Below are 15,544 nucleotides of genomic sequence, written 5' to 3' on the forward strand. Positions count from 1 at the left end.
TCATGAGTATTTTAGTTATCGCTGAGCACGACAATAAAGCACTAAATGGTGCAACATTAAACGTTGTTGCTGCAGCTCAAAAAATCGGTGGCGATATCACTGTATTGGTTGCGGGTTCTGGTGCACAAGCAGTTGCAGACCAAGCAGCTAAAGTTGCAGGCGTAAGCAAAGTATTACTTGCTGACGATGCGGCTTATGCAAACCAATTGGCTGAAAACGTAGCAAAACTTGTTGCAGAATTAGGCAAAGGTTATAGCCATATCCTTGCTGCTTCTACAACAACAGGTAAAAACATTTTACCGCGTGCAGCTGCGCTTCTTGATGTTAGTATGATCACAGACATCGTCGCTGTAGATTCTGCAAAGACATTCAAGCGTCCAATTTATGCAGGTAACGCGATTGCAACTGTAGAATCTTCAGAGGCGATTGTGGTGGGTACTGTACGTGGTACAGCATTTGACCCAGTGGCTGCAGAAGGTGGTTCGGCTGCGGTTGAAGCTGCTACTGTGACAGGTGATGCTGGTATTTCTAAGTTCGTCTCTGAAGAAATTGTGAAATCAGAGCGTCCAGAATTAACTGCAGCACGTATTGTAGTTTCTGGTGGTCGTGGTGTAGGTTCTGGTGAGAACTATCACAAAGTACTTGATCCATTAGCAGACAAACTTGGTGCAGCACAAGGTGCTTCACGTGCAGCAGTAGATGCAGGCTTCGTACCAAACGACATGCAAGTAGGTCAAACAGGTAAAATCGTTGCACCTGATTTGTACATCGCTGTAGGTATCTCTGGTGCGATTCAGCACTTGGCAGGTATGAAAGATTCTAAAGTGATCGTTGCGATCAACAAAGACGAAGAAGCGCCAATCAACGCAGTAGCTGACTACTGGTTAGTGGGTGACTTGAACACTGTTGTTCCAGAATTGGTTTCTAAAATCTAATTACTGAACACAGTCTATAACGCCTCTATGTGAATAACATAGAGGCGTTTTTTATTGTCTTTTTTTTAATATTCTCGATTCATTTCGTTGTATTTTTAATTTAGACGCAGTGATTAGCTATAAGTGCATCATGTGAACTAATCGTATATGTGGGTACATATTGAGCACGCGGATGCTGAAGATATTTTGACGTTACGCTTAAAAATATGACGCACTTTTGTTTCTTGGGTGTGAATATGATTTACCTAAAAAACCACCATTAAATTTAAGTAAATTAACAAGATTAAGATCATCTCTAAAGCACAAAAACACAGGCGTTTATGCTATAATTTTTCGCTAGTTTTTATTTTAGCCTGCATTTCAGGCTAATCATTTGCAAGTTTTACGACATATAAAATGCAAGCAAAATTTGTTTGCAGAATAAGGAGTATGCATGAGCGTATCGGAAATTAGACCGATTGCCATTGAGGATGAACTCAAGCACTCGTATTTAGACTATGCGATGAGTGTGATTGTGTCACGTGCGCTGCCAGATGTACGAGATGGTCTAAAACCTGTGCATCGCCGTGTGCTATTCGCAATGCACGAATTGGGCAATGACTACAACAAAGCTTACAAAAAGTCTGCCCGTGTAGTCGGTGACGTCATCGGTAAATATCACCCACATGGTGATTTTGCAGTTTACGAAACGATTGTTCGCATGGCGCAAGATTTCAGTTTGCGTTATCAATTGGTCGATGGTCAGGGTAACTTCGGTTCGATTGATGGCGATAGTGCTGCAGCTATGCGTTATACCGAAGTCCGTATGCGCAAACTTACCCACGAATTGCTGGCCGATTTAGAAAAGGACACCGTCGATTGGGAAGATAACTACGACGGCTCTGAGCGTATTCCTCAAGTAATGCCAACTCGTATTCCAAACCTATTGGTCAATGGTGCTGCAGGTATTGCGGTGGGTATGGCGACCAATATGGCACCGCATAACCTTACCGAAGTGATTAATGCCTGCCTGGCCTATGCCGATAATCCGAATATCAGCATTGAAGGCCTGATGGAACACATCAGTGGTCCAGACTTCCCAACAGGCGGCATCATTTACGGTAAATCGGGCATTGTCGATGCTTACCGTACCGGTAAAGGCCGTTTGCATATCCGTGGTAAATATCATTTTGAAGAAGACCAGAAATCTGGTCGTACCACCATTGTCTTTACTGAAATTCCTTATCAGGTCAATAAAGCCAAAACCATTGAGCGTATTGCTGAACTGGTTAAAGAGAAAAAACTGGAAGGAATCTCGGAGTTACGTGACGAGTCCGATAAAGACGGTATGCGCATTGCGATTGACTTGAAACGTGGTGAGAACGCCGAAGTCATCGTCAATAACCTGTTCCTGAACACGCAGCTGGAAAACTCGTTCAGTATCAACATGGTCTGCCTCGACAACGGCCAGCCAAAACTGATGAACCTGAAAGACATCATTGCTGCGTTTATCCGTCACCGCCAGGAAGTGGTGACTCGCCGTACCATGTATGAACTGCGCAAAGCACGTGAACGCGGTCATATCTTGGAAGGTCTGACCGTTGCTTTGGCGAATATTGATGCCATCATCGAAACCATTAAAACTTCTGCCAACCCGGCCGAAGCGCGTGAGCGTTTACAGGCTGGCGAATGGGCCGCTGGTGGTGTGGTGGCATTGCTGGAAAAAGCTGGTTCCGTGTCTATTCGCCCAGATGAAATTGAAGGTGAAGATTTAAGCCGTCCATTTGGTTTAGGTGGAGATGTTTACCGTCTTTCTCCAGCGCAGGTCGGTGCGATTCTGGAACTGCGTTTACACCGCTTAACCGGTCTGGAACAAGACAAGTTACATGCAGAATATTCTGAAATTCTGGCGCAAATCGCTGAATACACCGCTATTTTAAATGACTTTAATTTATTGATGGCGGTGATTCGTGAAGAGCTGGCGCAAGTTTTACAACAATATGGCGATGCACGTCGCACTGAAATTGTTGAATCCCGCATCGACTTCTCGCGTGAAGATTTAATTCCTGAAGAGCAGGTGGTGTTAACCGTTTCACAATCCGGTTATGCCAAGACTCAGCCATTGTCCGATTATCAGGCTCAGCGCCGTGGTGGTCGTGGTAAGTCTGCCACAAGCATGAAAGAAGATGATTATATCCAGCATCTGATTGTCACCTCGAACCACGCGACCGTACTGTGCTTTACCGATGTCGGTAAGGTCTATCGCCTGAAAGTATTTGAAGTGCCACAAGCTTCACGTGGTTCGAAAGGCCGTCCAATGGTCAACCTGTTGCCATTAGATGCCAATGAAACCATTACCGCGATTCTGCCAGTAATTGATGCACCGAAGAAATTCAAAGAGCGTCTGGCCGATTTCCGTAGTTTTGTGAAAGCCAATGCGGCACATCTACAAACCAACGCAATCATTGCTGCACATTATGCAGAATTAGAAGCAGCATTTGCTGAATTAGCAGATGGAGATGATTTATCTGACGCATTACGTGTGCAATTGAAACAATTGGGTGTAGAGCTTTCTGCAACCGATTTAGATGATGAAATCATTGCAGAATTTGCATCACAAGCAGAAGCCTTGCGTAAAAACTTCTATGTCTTTATGGCAACGGCATCGGGTACAGTGAAACGTGTTGAATTGGAACAATTCAGTAACGTGCGTTCGAATGGTTTACGTGCCATTGAATTAAATGAAGACGATACCTTAATTGGTGTTGCAATTACCGATGGCGAACAGCAAATTATGTTGTTCTCTAATGAGGGTAAAGCCATTCGTTTTGCTGAAACCGATGTACGTTCAATGGGCCGTGCGGCAAAAGGTGTACGTGGTATGCGTGTTAGCTTTGGTTCAGCGCAAGTTGAAGATGTCGAAGATGCAGAAGTAGATAGCGATGATGAAGATAATTCAGATTCAGCACTCATCAGTCGTATTGTATCGCTAGTTGTAGTACCAGAAACAGGCGAAGTTTTGTGTGCTTCGGCGAATGGTTATGGTAAGCGTACACCTGTAGATGACTTCCCAACCAAAAAACGTGGCGGTAAAGGCGTGATTGCCATTAAGACCTCTGAACGTAATGGTGAATTGGTGGGTGCAGTTGCGATTGATGAAAGCAAAGAGCTGATGCTGATTTCTGATGGCGGTACATTAGTGCGTACTCGCGCTTCTGAAGTGGCACAAACAGGTCGTAATGCACAAGGTGTGCGTTTAATCCGCTTAGGTGAAAACGAAACATTGGTGGGCGTAGAGGCGATTGAAGCTGTGGAAGAAGAGGATGATTTACTGGACGAGGCGCTCAATGCAGAATCATCAGAAACTCCTGCAGCTGCTGATGTGCAAGCGGAAGATGCTCCAGTAGAAAACAATCTAACTGAAGCTGCTTTAGATGATCAAAACTCAACTGACTAAAGTGTGAGCGCAAGATGCTCGCATTGCATGAATTAAGGACGCTTCGGCGTCCTTCTTCTTATGCCGCATAAATGGAAATAAACATGACGATGAAAATACGATGTGTAATATGCGCTACAATTTTAAGTTTAGCAGGCTGTGGTCAGGTACAAGACAATGTGCCTGAACCGACAGAAGCACAACAACAGGTTGCATTCTCAGCATATACCGACCTACAAAAGGGGCAATACGAGCAATTTTTGTCACATTTAGAACCTGAGTTACAACAGTATTTTCAGGAGAATCAACGGGTCATGAAAAAATTCACTAGTGCCATTCCTAAAGATACAGAGCGTTCCCGCACCTTAATGATCAAGAAAATTGAGCAGCAAGCCAATCACAGTCAGCAATACAAAGTCAGCTATGAAATTGCCTATCCTAAAAACTTGGTGCAATACGATGTCAGTTTTGATGAGGGAATAAATGCGCTAACCGCAAAGAATCAACCTAAAATTCGGAATTTAAATATTCAGGTCTTTGGTGAGTAAATAAATTTATTGTGCATAGCTGATGTCAAAATGTACATTGTGCGAAAATTGATTAAGATTGATTTTATGACTGCATCTGCCACTTGGCATTGAAATAATTTTATGCAAGTCAGGGCAAGATGTGGTTAAATGCCATCATTTTATTGTGTTTCACATAGATAAGGAAAAATCATGCGCGCGTACAATTTCTGTGCTGGTCCTGCTGCATTACCTACAGCCGTTTTAGAAAAAGCCCAAGCTGAAATGCTAGATTGGCATGGCAAGGGACTTTCCATTATGGAAATGAGCCATCGTAGCAAAGACTATGTGGCAGTTGCAGAAAAGGCAGAAGCAGATTTACGCACTTTAATGAATATTCCTGAGAACTACAAAGTATTGTTCTTGCAAGGTGGTGCATCGCTACAATTTTCTGCAATTCCATTGAATTTGTTGGGTAAAAATAATAAGGCAGATTATATCCATACGGGTATTTGGTCTGAAAAAGCTTTAAAAGAAGCGCAGCGCTATGGCGATATTCATGTCGTTGAAGCAGGCATTCAGATTGAAGGTAAGCATGCCATTAGCGAACAAAGCCAATGGAACTTATCGAGCGATGCTGCCTATGTGCATTATGCAGATAATGAAACCATTGGTGGTTTACAGTTTGCCAATATTCCTGAAACGGACAAGCCGTTAGTATGTGATTTCTCATCAAGCATTTTATCTGCACCTTTAGATATCTCTAAATTTGGTCTAATTTATGCAGGTGCGCAAAAAAATATTGGCCCAGCAGGCTTAACCATCGTGATTGTACGCGAAGATTTACTTGATCAAGCCAAGCCTGAAACTCCGAGCATTTTGGAATATTCAGCACAGGCGAAAAACGGATCAATGGTGAATACACCTGCAACTTATGCATGGTATTTATCTGGTTTAGTATTTGAGTGGCTATTGCAAAACGGTGGAGTAGATGCGATTCATCAAGCTAACCTAGAAAAAGCGAAACTGTTATACGGTTATATCGATTCAAGCGATTTCTACGCGAATCCAATTTATAGCGCAAACCGTTCAATTATGAACGTTCCGTTTACTTTGGCTGATGCCGCACTAGAAAAACAATTCTTGCAAGAAGCTGAAGACAACCGTTTGTTGAACCTGGCAGGTCACCGTTCTGTAGGTGGTATGCGCGCAAGTATTTATAATGCAGTGCCATTAGAAGGCGTACAAGCTTTGGTTAACTTTATGGATGACTTTGCAAAACGTCATGGTTAATAGAAAGTGGTGAAAGCAAAAACCCAGCTGTATTAGCTGGGTTTTTTTAGAAATAGGTAAGATATTATAGTGGCTTGTGAGTGAGTAAAGGTTAGAACACAAAAAAGTGTAAGCCGTAGGCGGAGAGCAGCATGCCTAATGCAAAAAATAGACAAGACATCGGGTCGAGCTGAAAGCGTTGCTCAAGTTGATGTTCAACATGCTGTAAGTTTTCTTCTTGCACGATTTTCATAGATATTATTTTCCGATCTATTTATCGTTAAATATTTAAATACGGCTATATTTTTAGCATAAAAAATTGATTAAATAAAGTACTAATTTTATTTTAAATATAATATCTACCAATAATAAATTACATCTATGCTGATTTTCAAAATCTGCACCATTCAAAGCTTTCAGATTATCTACGGTGTTTGGCTGATATGTTTTGGTTTTTAAAAAACTTACCCACATATTCGATTTAAAATATGGCTGATTTTGAATTTATAATAAATTTAAAACTGTGGATAACTGTATTTTTTTGAATTTAAAATGCTTAAATAAGCATCAATATATTCACACTATCAATAGCACTTTTTCATAAATCAAAAAATAATCATAAGCCATCAGTGAAATAAGTATTGACAGTTCCTTCTCCCGAGGGAGAAGGCTAGGATGAGAGGAAGTAAATATAAGGTTATTCTTTAGAAAGCATTTTTAAGATTTATTTTTAATAACCTACTGTTTTATATTATGAATGTTGGCTTGAACCCAAATATTGCCACGAATGTATTGTCCAATTTCGAAGTTTTGATGCGCAGGATTTTTAGTTGCAAGACGAATTAAAATTGCAGGCTGATTTTCATCATGAATTAGAGTGACATCATAAACAGTATAGGTTTGATTCATGAATTCAAAACTGCTTTTACCAACAACATTGCCTTGAAACCATGCTTCATCTTCTTGACCGATATTTTCGCCATATAAATATGCGACCATTTTAGAAAAATCCACCGTTACAGGTGCTTTATCATCTTCAGACTTAGGTTGCCATGCATCAATTTGTTCTTGCAGATTGGCAGGAGCGATCCCATCATTTGCCGCTAAAATATCATTCAGCGCACGGTGATGTTTAATCGAAGCAGGATCATCAACTACTAATTGTTCACCTTCAGCAACAGCCTCTAGTTCATATGCCCAGGCGTTTAAGTGCACCCAATAGCTTTGATCTTTTAGGTATTGTTGATGGTTAACACTGTATAAACTATCAAAAGCATAGACAATGCTATTGTTACCTAAATTGAGTCGAAGTACCGCTTGAGTATTAGATTTGCAACTAATGATACGTTCAATTTTAGCTTCAACTTTGTAAGGGCTTTCAAAGCAAGGGAAGGCAGTTTTTACAGCTTGTGGTTTGTTATTTTCAACCGCAATGACTTGCATCAATTGAATCGATTGTTGGCTTGGGCCTTGAATTAGCCACGTGCTTTGATCCATTTCTGCTTCATGACGGCATAAACCCATTGGCATAATTGGTGCATCTAGAGCCAGCCCTAACCATTTTGGAACTTCGGTGCAGGGTTCATCCGTGAGTAAATTCCAATGTTCAACATGGCTGCCGAAGTTCTGATCTTCAATGCGGATGATTTCTGGTCTATTTTGATTGTTCATAAGCACTTTGAGATGTTAGGTTCTTTTGTTTACTCTTAGATCGAGGGTTATTTCGATTTTTCAAGTCTTTGGCTAAAATTTCATGTTTTGCAACTGCATTTGCAAAGGTTGTGCATAGCTATACAGCACAACAAAATCCATTTATCTACACTTTAACATGCAATTCTGAGCATTTTAAACATACTGCAATTAAATGAGTTTGATACACTAGTCGCAGATTATTATCAGGGTTGTACAGTGCTGCCATTTAAACTTTGGGTTGATGCAGATGCATTGCCTAAAATTCTAAGAGAAGTCATTTTACGTGCTTCAGATCGTTACCAGCTTGAAGTTACTTTTGTTGCTAATCAATCGGTGGGGATTACGCCTTCGGTACGGATTAACTCTATTCAAGTGATGCATGGTGCTGATGCTGCCGATCAGGAAATTATAGATCGCATGAAGGAACACGACATTGTGATCACGCAGGATATTCCATTGGCAGCACAAGTGATTGAAAAAGGTGGAATTGCGATTCATCCACGGGGTGAAATTTATACCGTTGCCAATGTGAAAGCGCGTCTGCATTTACGTGATTTTATGGATACGTTGCGTGGTGCAGGCGTACAAACAGGCGGGCCAGCACCTATTTCAGAACGTGATAAACGCGAATTTTCAAGTAGTTTAGACCAAACCATTCAAAAGCAAAAACGTAAAACTGCTTAATACGAGTCCTGTATGCCTTCTAAAACCAATATTATGATGACTTATGCCTTATTGGTTTTCATTTGGGCAACGACGCCTTTAGCAATTGTTTGGAGCGTGTCAGATTTACACATGCTTTGGGCTTTGGTGCTGCGTTTTTTCATTGCTTTGCCTTTAGCGGTTATTTTACTGCTGCTGTTAAAAGTGAAATTTCCACATCATCTACAAGCGTGGCATAGTTATCTGGCAGGCTCATTTAGTCTGATCGGTTCTCAAATTTTTACCTACCTTGCCACCGCTTATTTAAGTTCAGGTATTATTGCTCTGATGTTTGGTCTAACACCTATTATGGCGGGGTTGATTGGTCGGTTTGTGTTTCAGTTGCATTTGGCACGTATTCAATGGATTGGGATGACAGTGTCCATTTTAGGGCTTGGTATTATCTGCTTTGGTGGCGAAACACAGCATGTGCACCCTCTGGGTATTGTTTTAATGTTGTTTAGTGTACTGACCTACACTGTATCAATTTTTTGGGTGAAAAAAATTAATGCGCAGGTTGAACCTGTAGCACAGGCAACAGGTTCCATCTTGGTATCGACCATTGCGGCTTTATGTATTGTGCCCTTTATTTGGCCATTTATACCGACTAGCTTGCCAAGTCTTAAATCTATTGTAGCTTTGCTTTATACCGTGATCATGGCTTCTTTGATTGCGATGTTTTGTTATTTTAAATTGGTACAGAATATTCAGGCGACCACTTTATCTTTAACCACCGTTATGACGCCAATGATTGCCTTGTTAATTGGTGCGCTACTCAATCAAGAAGCTTTGTCGGTTATGGTTTTTTTGGGCGCTTTGATTTTATTGTCAGGCTTGGTGCTGTATTTTTATCGTGATCTTAAAGCGAGTCGGGCATTAGCACGGAAAATTAAAACACCATCTTAAAGATTGGCAAAGATGGTGTCATCCACCTAATTTTGTATACGCGAAGATGCAGAAATGATGAATTTTATTTAGATTGCGTTTGTTGTAAAGCAACAACTTCAGCAAGCTTGACGCGGTCCTGAGGGTATAAAGTAATAAAATACGCCCCGGTACGATACTGACCATTTTCTTCTTCACGGCTGTAAACCACTTGCGCCGTTGCGGCTATGTGGAAAAAGTTTTCAGGATGGCTGAGCGTGACATGAATATAACTTCCAGTGTTTAATTCACGTTCACTATAAAAACTTAAACCGCTTTCTGAAAAATTGATCTGTTCAGGTACAGGTAACATGCTTTGTACAATTGTATCGTATAAAGACCCTGTAATAAGGTTTAATTTTTGGTTGAATAAGGATAAGATTCGTGCAATTTGTTGATCTTTTTCAGTTAATTGTTCTAATTCGTAGTTTAATGCATGATCAAATTGATCTAATTCTGCGAGTAGTAGAAAATAACGCGGTAAAACAAAATTAGCATCGTAAGGGTCATTTAACGCAACATCTTCAGAAATGATCTGGTAATTGATTCTCAGGGCAGCATCAATTCGTGACAGGACTCGACGATCAGACGCGACGCTTTGATGCTGTAAATTTTCCATAATGTATTACCTCGGACTTTGATGGTATGTTTAAACCAATCTCGCTATATATAGGGTTGAGATATACGCGCGCTCGGCGCAGTAACCACTTTATTTCTTTTATTGCCTTAGTTTCGATGATCGGTCTAACTTTAGGTGTTGCCGTCCTCATTACCGTACTTTCGGTGATGAATGGTTTTGATCGTGAGTTAAAAAATCGTGTCTTAGGTATGATACCTCAAGCCACTGTTTCATCAACGCAAATTTTAACAAATTGGCCAGAACTTGCAACGAAAGTTGAGCAGCATAAGCATGTTGTTGGTGCTGCGCCATTCACGCAATTGCAAGGCATGTTGACCGCACAAGGGCAAGTGTCGGGCATTATGGTCACGGGAATTGAACCCGAATACGAAAAGAAAGTATCCATCATTCAAAACCATATGGTTGCAGGCAGTATCGATAACCTGAAAAAGGGTGAATTTGGTATTGTTTTGGGTAAACAAATGACCGATGCCCTAGGCTTGGGCTTAAATGACAGCATCACCTTGGTTTTACCTGAAGCGACGCCGTCACCTGCAGGAGTTGTACCACGTTTTAAACGCTTTAAAGTAGTTGGTATTTTTAGTATTGGTGCAGAAGTTGATTCAATGATGGGTTATATCGCCCTGAATGATGCTTCGACTTTGCTGCGTTTACCCGATGGTGCGCAAGGTGTACGTCTAAAACTGGATGATATTTTTGCTGCACCACAAGTATCTCGAGATATTGTGCAAGAGTTACCTGCTAACTTTTATGCTTCAGACTGGACGTATACTCACGGCAACTTGTTTAGCGCCATTCAAATGGAAAAGGCCATGGTAAGCCTATTGTTATTCCTGATTGTTTTGGTGGCTGCATTTAATATTGTGTCGTCTTTAGTGATGGTCGTGACTGATAAAAAATCGGATATTGCGATTTTAAGAACCTTGGGCGCATCACCAAGTACGATAACCAAAATTTTTATGGTGCAAGGTACGGTCATTGGGGTTATTGGCACAGTTTCAGGTGCGATCTTGGGGATTATTTTTGCGTCTAGTATTAGTAGTTTTATTGCATGGCTGAACAATGCATTAGGGCTAAATTTATTTGATGCCTACTTTATCAACTACTTACCTTCCTATTTAAGATGGCAGGATGTGGTGGTGATTGTAAGTTTGTCGTTAATTTTAAGTTTCTTGGCGACGATTTATCCTGCGTTACGTGCCGCGAAAATTCAACCAGCAGAGGCATTGCGTTATGAGTAATATTGTTCTGGAAGCCAAGCAAGTTTCTAAACACTTTACCGATGGCAAAACCACTGTTGAAGTGATTCGTGGTTTAGATTTAAAAGTTCAGCAAGGACAGTTTGTGTCGATTGTTGGAGCAAGTGGTTCGGGTAAAAGTACCTTGTTGCATGTTTTGGGTGGCCTAGACCGCCCAAGTACAGGTGAAGTATTTTTAAATGGGCAGCGTTTTGACAATTTAGGCGAAGCTGAGCGTGGTTATTTGCGTAATCAATACCTCGGTTTTGTTTATCAGTTTCACCATTTATTACCTGAGTTTAGTGCGCTTGAAAATGTCGCGATGCCGTTAATGTTACGTGCGGGTACAAATTATAAAGAGGTGAAGGCACAAGCAGAGTATCTGCTTGAGCGTGTCGGTTTATCGCATCGTTTAACCCATAAACCCGGTGAGCTTTCTGGGGGGGAACGTCAGCGTGTCGCATTGGCACGTGCATTGGTGGCGAAACCCGCACTTATGCTTGCCGATGAACCCACTGGAAACTTGGACCGTAAAACTGCAGTTAAAATTTTTGAATTGCTGCGTGAATTACGCAGTGAATTTAACATGGCAATGCTGATTGTGACCCATGATGAGGAGCTGGCAAAATCTGCCGATACAATTTTGCACATGCAAGATGGTATTTGGGTAGATACTTAAGAGCAGCATAGCTGGTAAACGCATTCAAAAGTGATAGCGTTTACAATAAATTGCTTGAATAAGATTGTTTTGTTGAAGCCCACTTCGGTGGGCTTTATGATGCATGTTAATAAAAATAATAAGTCTAATATTCATGCTGCAATTGATGGGATTGACTTGGGTGATTGGAATCGCCTGTGTCGGAATACGTTCTTCTTCTTTTCCAATACATCTTCTGACTGCCATGCCCAGTGCAATGGTTTTACTGATTCTATGCTGTGTCATCGCGCAGTATTTGTTGCAAGTTCGCTTATCTTCAATTTATTGGAAATGTTTGAATGTTGGTGTAGCAGGGGTTTTGAGTTATGCTCTCGGCTTGATCTATGCCGATACTCAGATGCAGCAGCGTTTACAATGGCGCGAGCTAAATCCTGAATTTACCGAAGTTGTAGTTTATGTCAGAGAGTTAAATCAACTGAATGACAACGGCATTTCACAAAAGATCGAGGTGTTAAGCCGACATCCTCAAACAGTGACCTGGTTAGCGACTTTAGCTCAGACCCAAGTAGATCATGGGCAAAATTTAGAACTTGGATACTATTACAAATTAAGTGGAAAAATTCGCCCAGCACATAGTTATGCCACCGCAGGGGCATTTGATGTAGAGCGATGGTATTTACAACAAAATATCATGAGTGGTTTTCGGGTGGAGCAGGTTCAGCTCATTCCGCCAGAACAAATCTATGCCATGGGCTTTACACAACATTGGCGTGCACAACAAACGTTATGGGCAAAATTTCGTTTATGGATTGAACAGCAGCGTTATCAAATTCGTTTGTTTATTCATCAGCAACCTTTGCAGCACCCAGGTCTCATTCTTGCACTTCTTACAGGAGATAAAAGCTTATTAGATGCAGAAATCGAAGCGCAATTTCAGCGTTTTGGAATTAGTCACTTATTGGCAATTTCAGGACCGCATGTGCTGATTTTTGCAGGCATGCTCTGTTGGGCGTTGCATCAGCTTATTCGGTGTTATCGTCCGCATTGGTATTTGTGGATGCCTAAACAATATTTGCTCATGTTGCCATTTTTAAGTTGTGTATTGCTGTATACCGCCTTTGTTGGTTTTGAAATTCCTGCCTTAAGAACCTTGCTCATGTGCAGTCTCGTTACAGCGATGCTGGTGATGAAGCAGAAGCTTCAAGGTTTTGCCTTACTTATTTATAGTGCTGCATTATTGCTATGGTTTGATCCTTTAAGTGTGCTGTCTGCTGCTTTTTGGTTGTCATACGGTGCATGTTTTATTCTGCTGCGTATTTATCAAAGCCTGAGTGAGCAACCTCGCATAGACCTGAATCTTTGGCAGCAACTAAAACATGCCAGCAAAATTTTAATTGAATCACAATGGAAAATTTTTATTGCCTTATTTCCTTTGGTGATTGTGTTTTTTAAAGAAGTGGCGTGGATTGCACCGCTTATTAATATTATCGCAATTCCATTGATTGGTATGCTGATTGTGCCTTTAGATATTTTGGCAGGAATTTTCTTTTTTATTTTTGAACCTTTGGCATCGGTGCTGTTCCAGTTAAATGATCTGCTCGTGGCTTTATTAAGCTTGATTTTTCAGGGAATGGAAACGATTTTTGCGCCAAGGCTACACACTTTGTCGATGTCTATAGCGGTATATGTCTGTCTCTGTCTAGGCTTATTTATGCTGTTTTTACCACAAGCGGTATTGCCTAAAGCTTGGGCAATCTTGTGTTTTATTCCACTGATTATAGTCGATAGCCAACGGCAACCATTTGAATTGACCGTACTAGATGTAGGGCAGGGGCAAGCGCTGTTTTTACGTTCAGGTCATTACAACATGATGATTGATGTGGGTGGATCTTATGATGAAAGTAAGTTTAGTATTGGACAGCAAATTTTACGTCCATTTTTAGCGGTGCATGGTGTCAAGCAACTGGATCAGGTGGTTTTAAGCCATTTAGACCAAGACCATAGCGGTGCTCTTCCTTATCTTCAAAATGAAATCAAGATTCAGCATGTCTTTGCCAATCAGGTTGTAGATGTGACTGCAAATACAAAATTTAATTTGTGTCAGCAAGGGCAGCGGTGGTCTTTACCGCATCAGGTAAAGATACAGGTTTTGTCTCCCAAATTTAGTCAATTACCCTATGCCGCACAGCAACAAAATGAGTTGTCATGTGTGCTGTATATTTCAGTGCCATCCGCACAGCCTTATCGGCATTTTTTAGTGATGGGCGATGCAGGCTGGGCAACTGAATATCAGTTATTGCAGGAATACCCTGATTTAAAAGTGGATGTGTTAATTTTGGGGCATCATGGGAGTAAGCACAGCTCTGCCTACGATTTTTTAGCACATTTTAAACCCAAATTGGCCGTGGCATCTGCAGGTTTTGATAATCGTTATGGACATCCTAGTTCTTTAGTTCAGCAACGCTTGGCTGCGCTCAATATTCCGTTCATGAACACCATACAACAGGGCAGCGTACGTTTTTCTGTAGATGCACAACAGCGTATGCTTATACAGCCGTATCGGCAGCAGAAATTGTGGTTGCAGCGTTAGTTTGGTTCTGTGTCTGGGCACGTACAGCCTGCACATCTGCCAAGGCTTCTTGCACAGGTTTATGATAGACCCCGCGTAAATCTGGATGGGCTTTATAGCGTTTATAACTCCAGTGATAATGTGTAGGATAACGACGGATCAAATCTTCAATTGCACGGTGAATAATAGCTGTCCCTGCATTGGCATCACACTGATAAATGTGCTCATCTATCGCTTCGATATACATATCAAAGCCTTGATCTGCATTTCTTAACGCATATAAGAACAAAGCTTTTGCTTTAGTTTTCTGAATCAATTTGGCGCTTAAATTACTCGATTCCAACGGAATACCAAAAAAAGGAATCATCTCACCACCTATATTTGGGGTATGGTCTGGCAAAATGACAGTGGTTCCGCCTTGTTTGAGTGCTTTAAAAATTTGACGTACCCCAGATTCATCTGTTGGGACTAAATGTGCCTGTTCACGGCTACGTGCTTGGCGCACAAAATCATCTGCCGCAGGGTTTTTGACAGGTTTATACATGATGGTCATTTGCGTATATTGAGCGATCCACGCATTCATAATTTCCCAAGTGCCAAAATGCGGCACAATTAAGACCAAACCCTTTTGTGCAGCCAGTGCATCTTGTAATAGTTCTAAACCATGTACCTGATGGATTCTTTGAATATTTTTTTGATTGCTTGATCCCCAAATATGAAAAAACTCAAAATAAGAGGTCAGTTCGTTACGAATTGCTTGCTGGGTAATCTGTTCGCGTTGTTGTGAGTTCAGCTCAGGAAGCGCAATTTGTAGATTGAGTTGAATGGTTTGAGAGGTTTTACTCAAACGCAGTGTATTGACCAAAAAAGCCAAGGATTTTGCAAAAAAACGCGCAACTGTTAAAGGTTGTCGACTGACAAAATCAAGCAGGCGCGATAAAGCCGTTGTCGGTGCAGGTTCGGTCATAACGACAGCATCAATTGATAGAAAGG

At 41.2% G+C, this 15,544-nt stretch carries 13 protein-coding genes; 9 read left to right on the forward strand and 4 right to left on the reverse strand.

Annotation, left to right across the window (positions count from 1 at the left end; genetic code table 11):
- The first annotated feature begins 2 nt into the window (after positions 1-2).
- From BJN41_RS06550 to serC, 4 genes are all read left to right on the forward strand, one after another.
- A complete protein-coding gene (locus tag BJN41_RS06550) occupies positions 3-935 on the forward strand; it encodes an electron transfer flavoprotein subunit alpha/FixB family protein (protein ID WP_004971866.1) in 933 nt (310 codons plus the stop codon).
- A 433-nt stretch (positions 936-1,368) separates the two neighbouring features.
- Entirely contained in the window at positions 1,369-4,371 is a 3,003-nt protein-coding gene (gene gyrA, locus BJN41_RS06555; protein ID WP_070154090.1) for a DNA gyrase subunit A, read from the forward strand.
- 83 nt (positions 4,372-4,454) lie between these two features.
- The gene (locus BJN41_RS06560; RefSeq protein ID WP_227515221.1) at positions 4,455-4,898 is read left to right on the forward strand and encodes a DUF3887 domain-containing protein; all 444 of its coding nucleotides are present in this window, start codon (positions 4,455-4,457) and stop codon (positions 4,896-4,898) included.
- Positions 4,899-5,069: 171 nt separating this feature from the next.
- Positions 5,070-6,149, forward strand: coding sequence for a 3-phosphoserine/phosphohydroxythreonine transaminase (gene serC / locus BJN41_RS06565; RefSeq protein WP_070154092.1), 1,080 nt, complete (start codon positions 5,070-5,072; stop codon positions 6,147-6,149).
- A gap of 91 nt (positions 6,150-6,240) precedes the next feature.
- On the opposite strand, the gene BJN41_RS15615 is transcribed toward serC, so the two are convergent.
- Complete coding sequence (locus BJN41_RS15615) at positions 6,241-6,381, reverse strand: hypothetical protein (protein WP_167562399.1); 141 nt, start codon at positions 6,379-6,381, stop codon at positions 6,241-6,243.
- A gap of 485 nt (positions 6,382-6,866) precedes the next feature.
- On the reverse strand, positions 6,867-7,799 hold the full coding sequence (locus tag BJN41_RS06570) for a hypothetical protein (RefSeq protein ID WP_070154094.1): 933 nt from the start codon (positions 7,797-7,799) through the stop codon (positions 6,867-6,869).
- Positions 7,800-8,036: 237 nt separating this feature from the next.
- On the opposite strand from BJN41_RS06570, the gene BJN41_RS06575 reads away from it, so the two are divergent.
- On the forward strand, positions 8,037-8,504 hold the full coding sequence (locus tag BJN41_RS06575) for a YaiI/YqxD family protein (RefSeq protein ID WP_070154095.1): 468 nt from the start codon (positions 8,037-8,039) through the stop codon (positions 8,502-8,504).
- A gap of 12 nt (positions 8,505-8,516) precedes the next feature.
- Entirely contained in the window at positions 8,517-9,428 is a 912-nt protein-coding gene (locus BJN41_RS06580) for a DMT family transporter (RefSeq protein WP_070154096.1), read from the forward strand.
- A 64-nt stretch (positions 9,429-9,492) separates the two neighbouring features.
- On the opposite strand, the gene BJN41_RS06585 is transcribed toward BJN41_RS06580, so the two are convergent.
- Positions 9,493-10,065 carry a PilZ domain-containing protein gene (locus BJN41_RS06585; protein WP_070154098.1) on the reverse strand — a complete coding sequence of 191 codons (573 nt, stop codon included), beginning with the start codon at positions 10,063-10,065 and terminating at the stop codon, positions 9,493-9,495.
- A gap of 26 nt (positions 10,066-10,091) precedes the next feature.
- Here BJN41_RS06585 and BJN41_RS06590 point away from each other — a divergent pair, with 26 nt between their 5' ends.
- The 3 genes from BJN41_RS06590 (at position 10,092) to BJN41_RS06600 (ending at position 14,572) form a co-directional block, all read left to right on the forward strand.
- Complete coding sequence (locus BJN41_RS06590) at positions 10,092-11,327, forward strand: lipoprotein-releasing ABC transporter permease subunit (protein WP_070154100.1); 1,236 nt, start codon at positions 10,092-10,094, stop codon at positions 11,325-11,327.
- On the forward strand, positions 11,320-12,003 hold the full coding sequence (lolD, locus tag BJN41_RS06595; RefSeq protein ID WP_019837944.1) for a lipoprotein-releasing ABC transporter ATP-binding protein LolD: 684 nt from the start codon (positions 11,320-11,322) through the stop codon (positions 12,001-12,003). Before BJN41_RS06590 ends, lolD begins: the two co-directional genes overlap by 8 nt.
- A gap of 133 nt (positions 12,004-12,136) precedes the next feature.
- Positions 12,137-14,572: a DNA internalization-related competence protein ComEC/Rec2 gene (locus BJN41_RS06600; RefSeq protein ID WP_070154102.1), complete on the forward strand. Its 2,436-nt coding sequence runs from the start codon at positions 12,137-12,139 to the stop codon at positions 14,570-14,572.
- Here BJN41_RS06600 and BJN41_RS06605 read toward each other — a convergent pair.
- Positions 14,529-15,518, reverse strand: coding sequence for a lysophospholipid acyltransferase family protein (locus BJN41_RS06605; RefSeq protein ID WP_004971822.1), 990 nt, complete (start codon positions 15,516-15,518; stop codon positions 14,529-14,531). The genes BJN41_RS06600 and BJN41_RS06605 overlap by 44 nt on opposite strands.
- Positions 15,519-15,544 lie beyond the last annotated feature (26 nt).

The organism is Acinetobacter towneri (assembly GCF_001758345.1).
Lineage (GTDB): Bacteria > Pseudomonadota > Gammaproteobacteria > Pseudomonadales > Moraxellaceae > Acinetobacter > Acinetobacter towneri_A.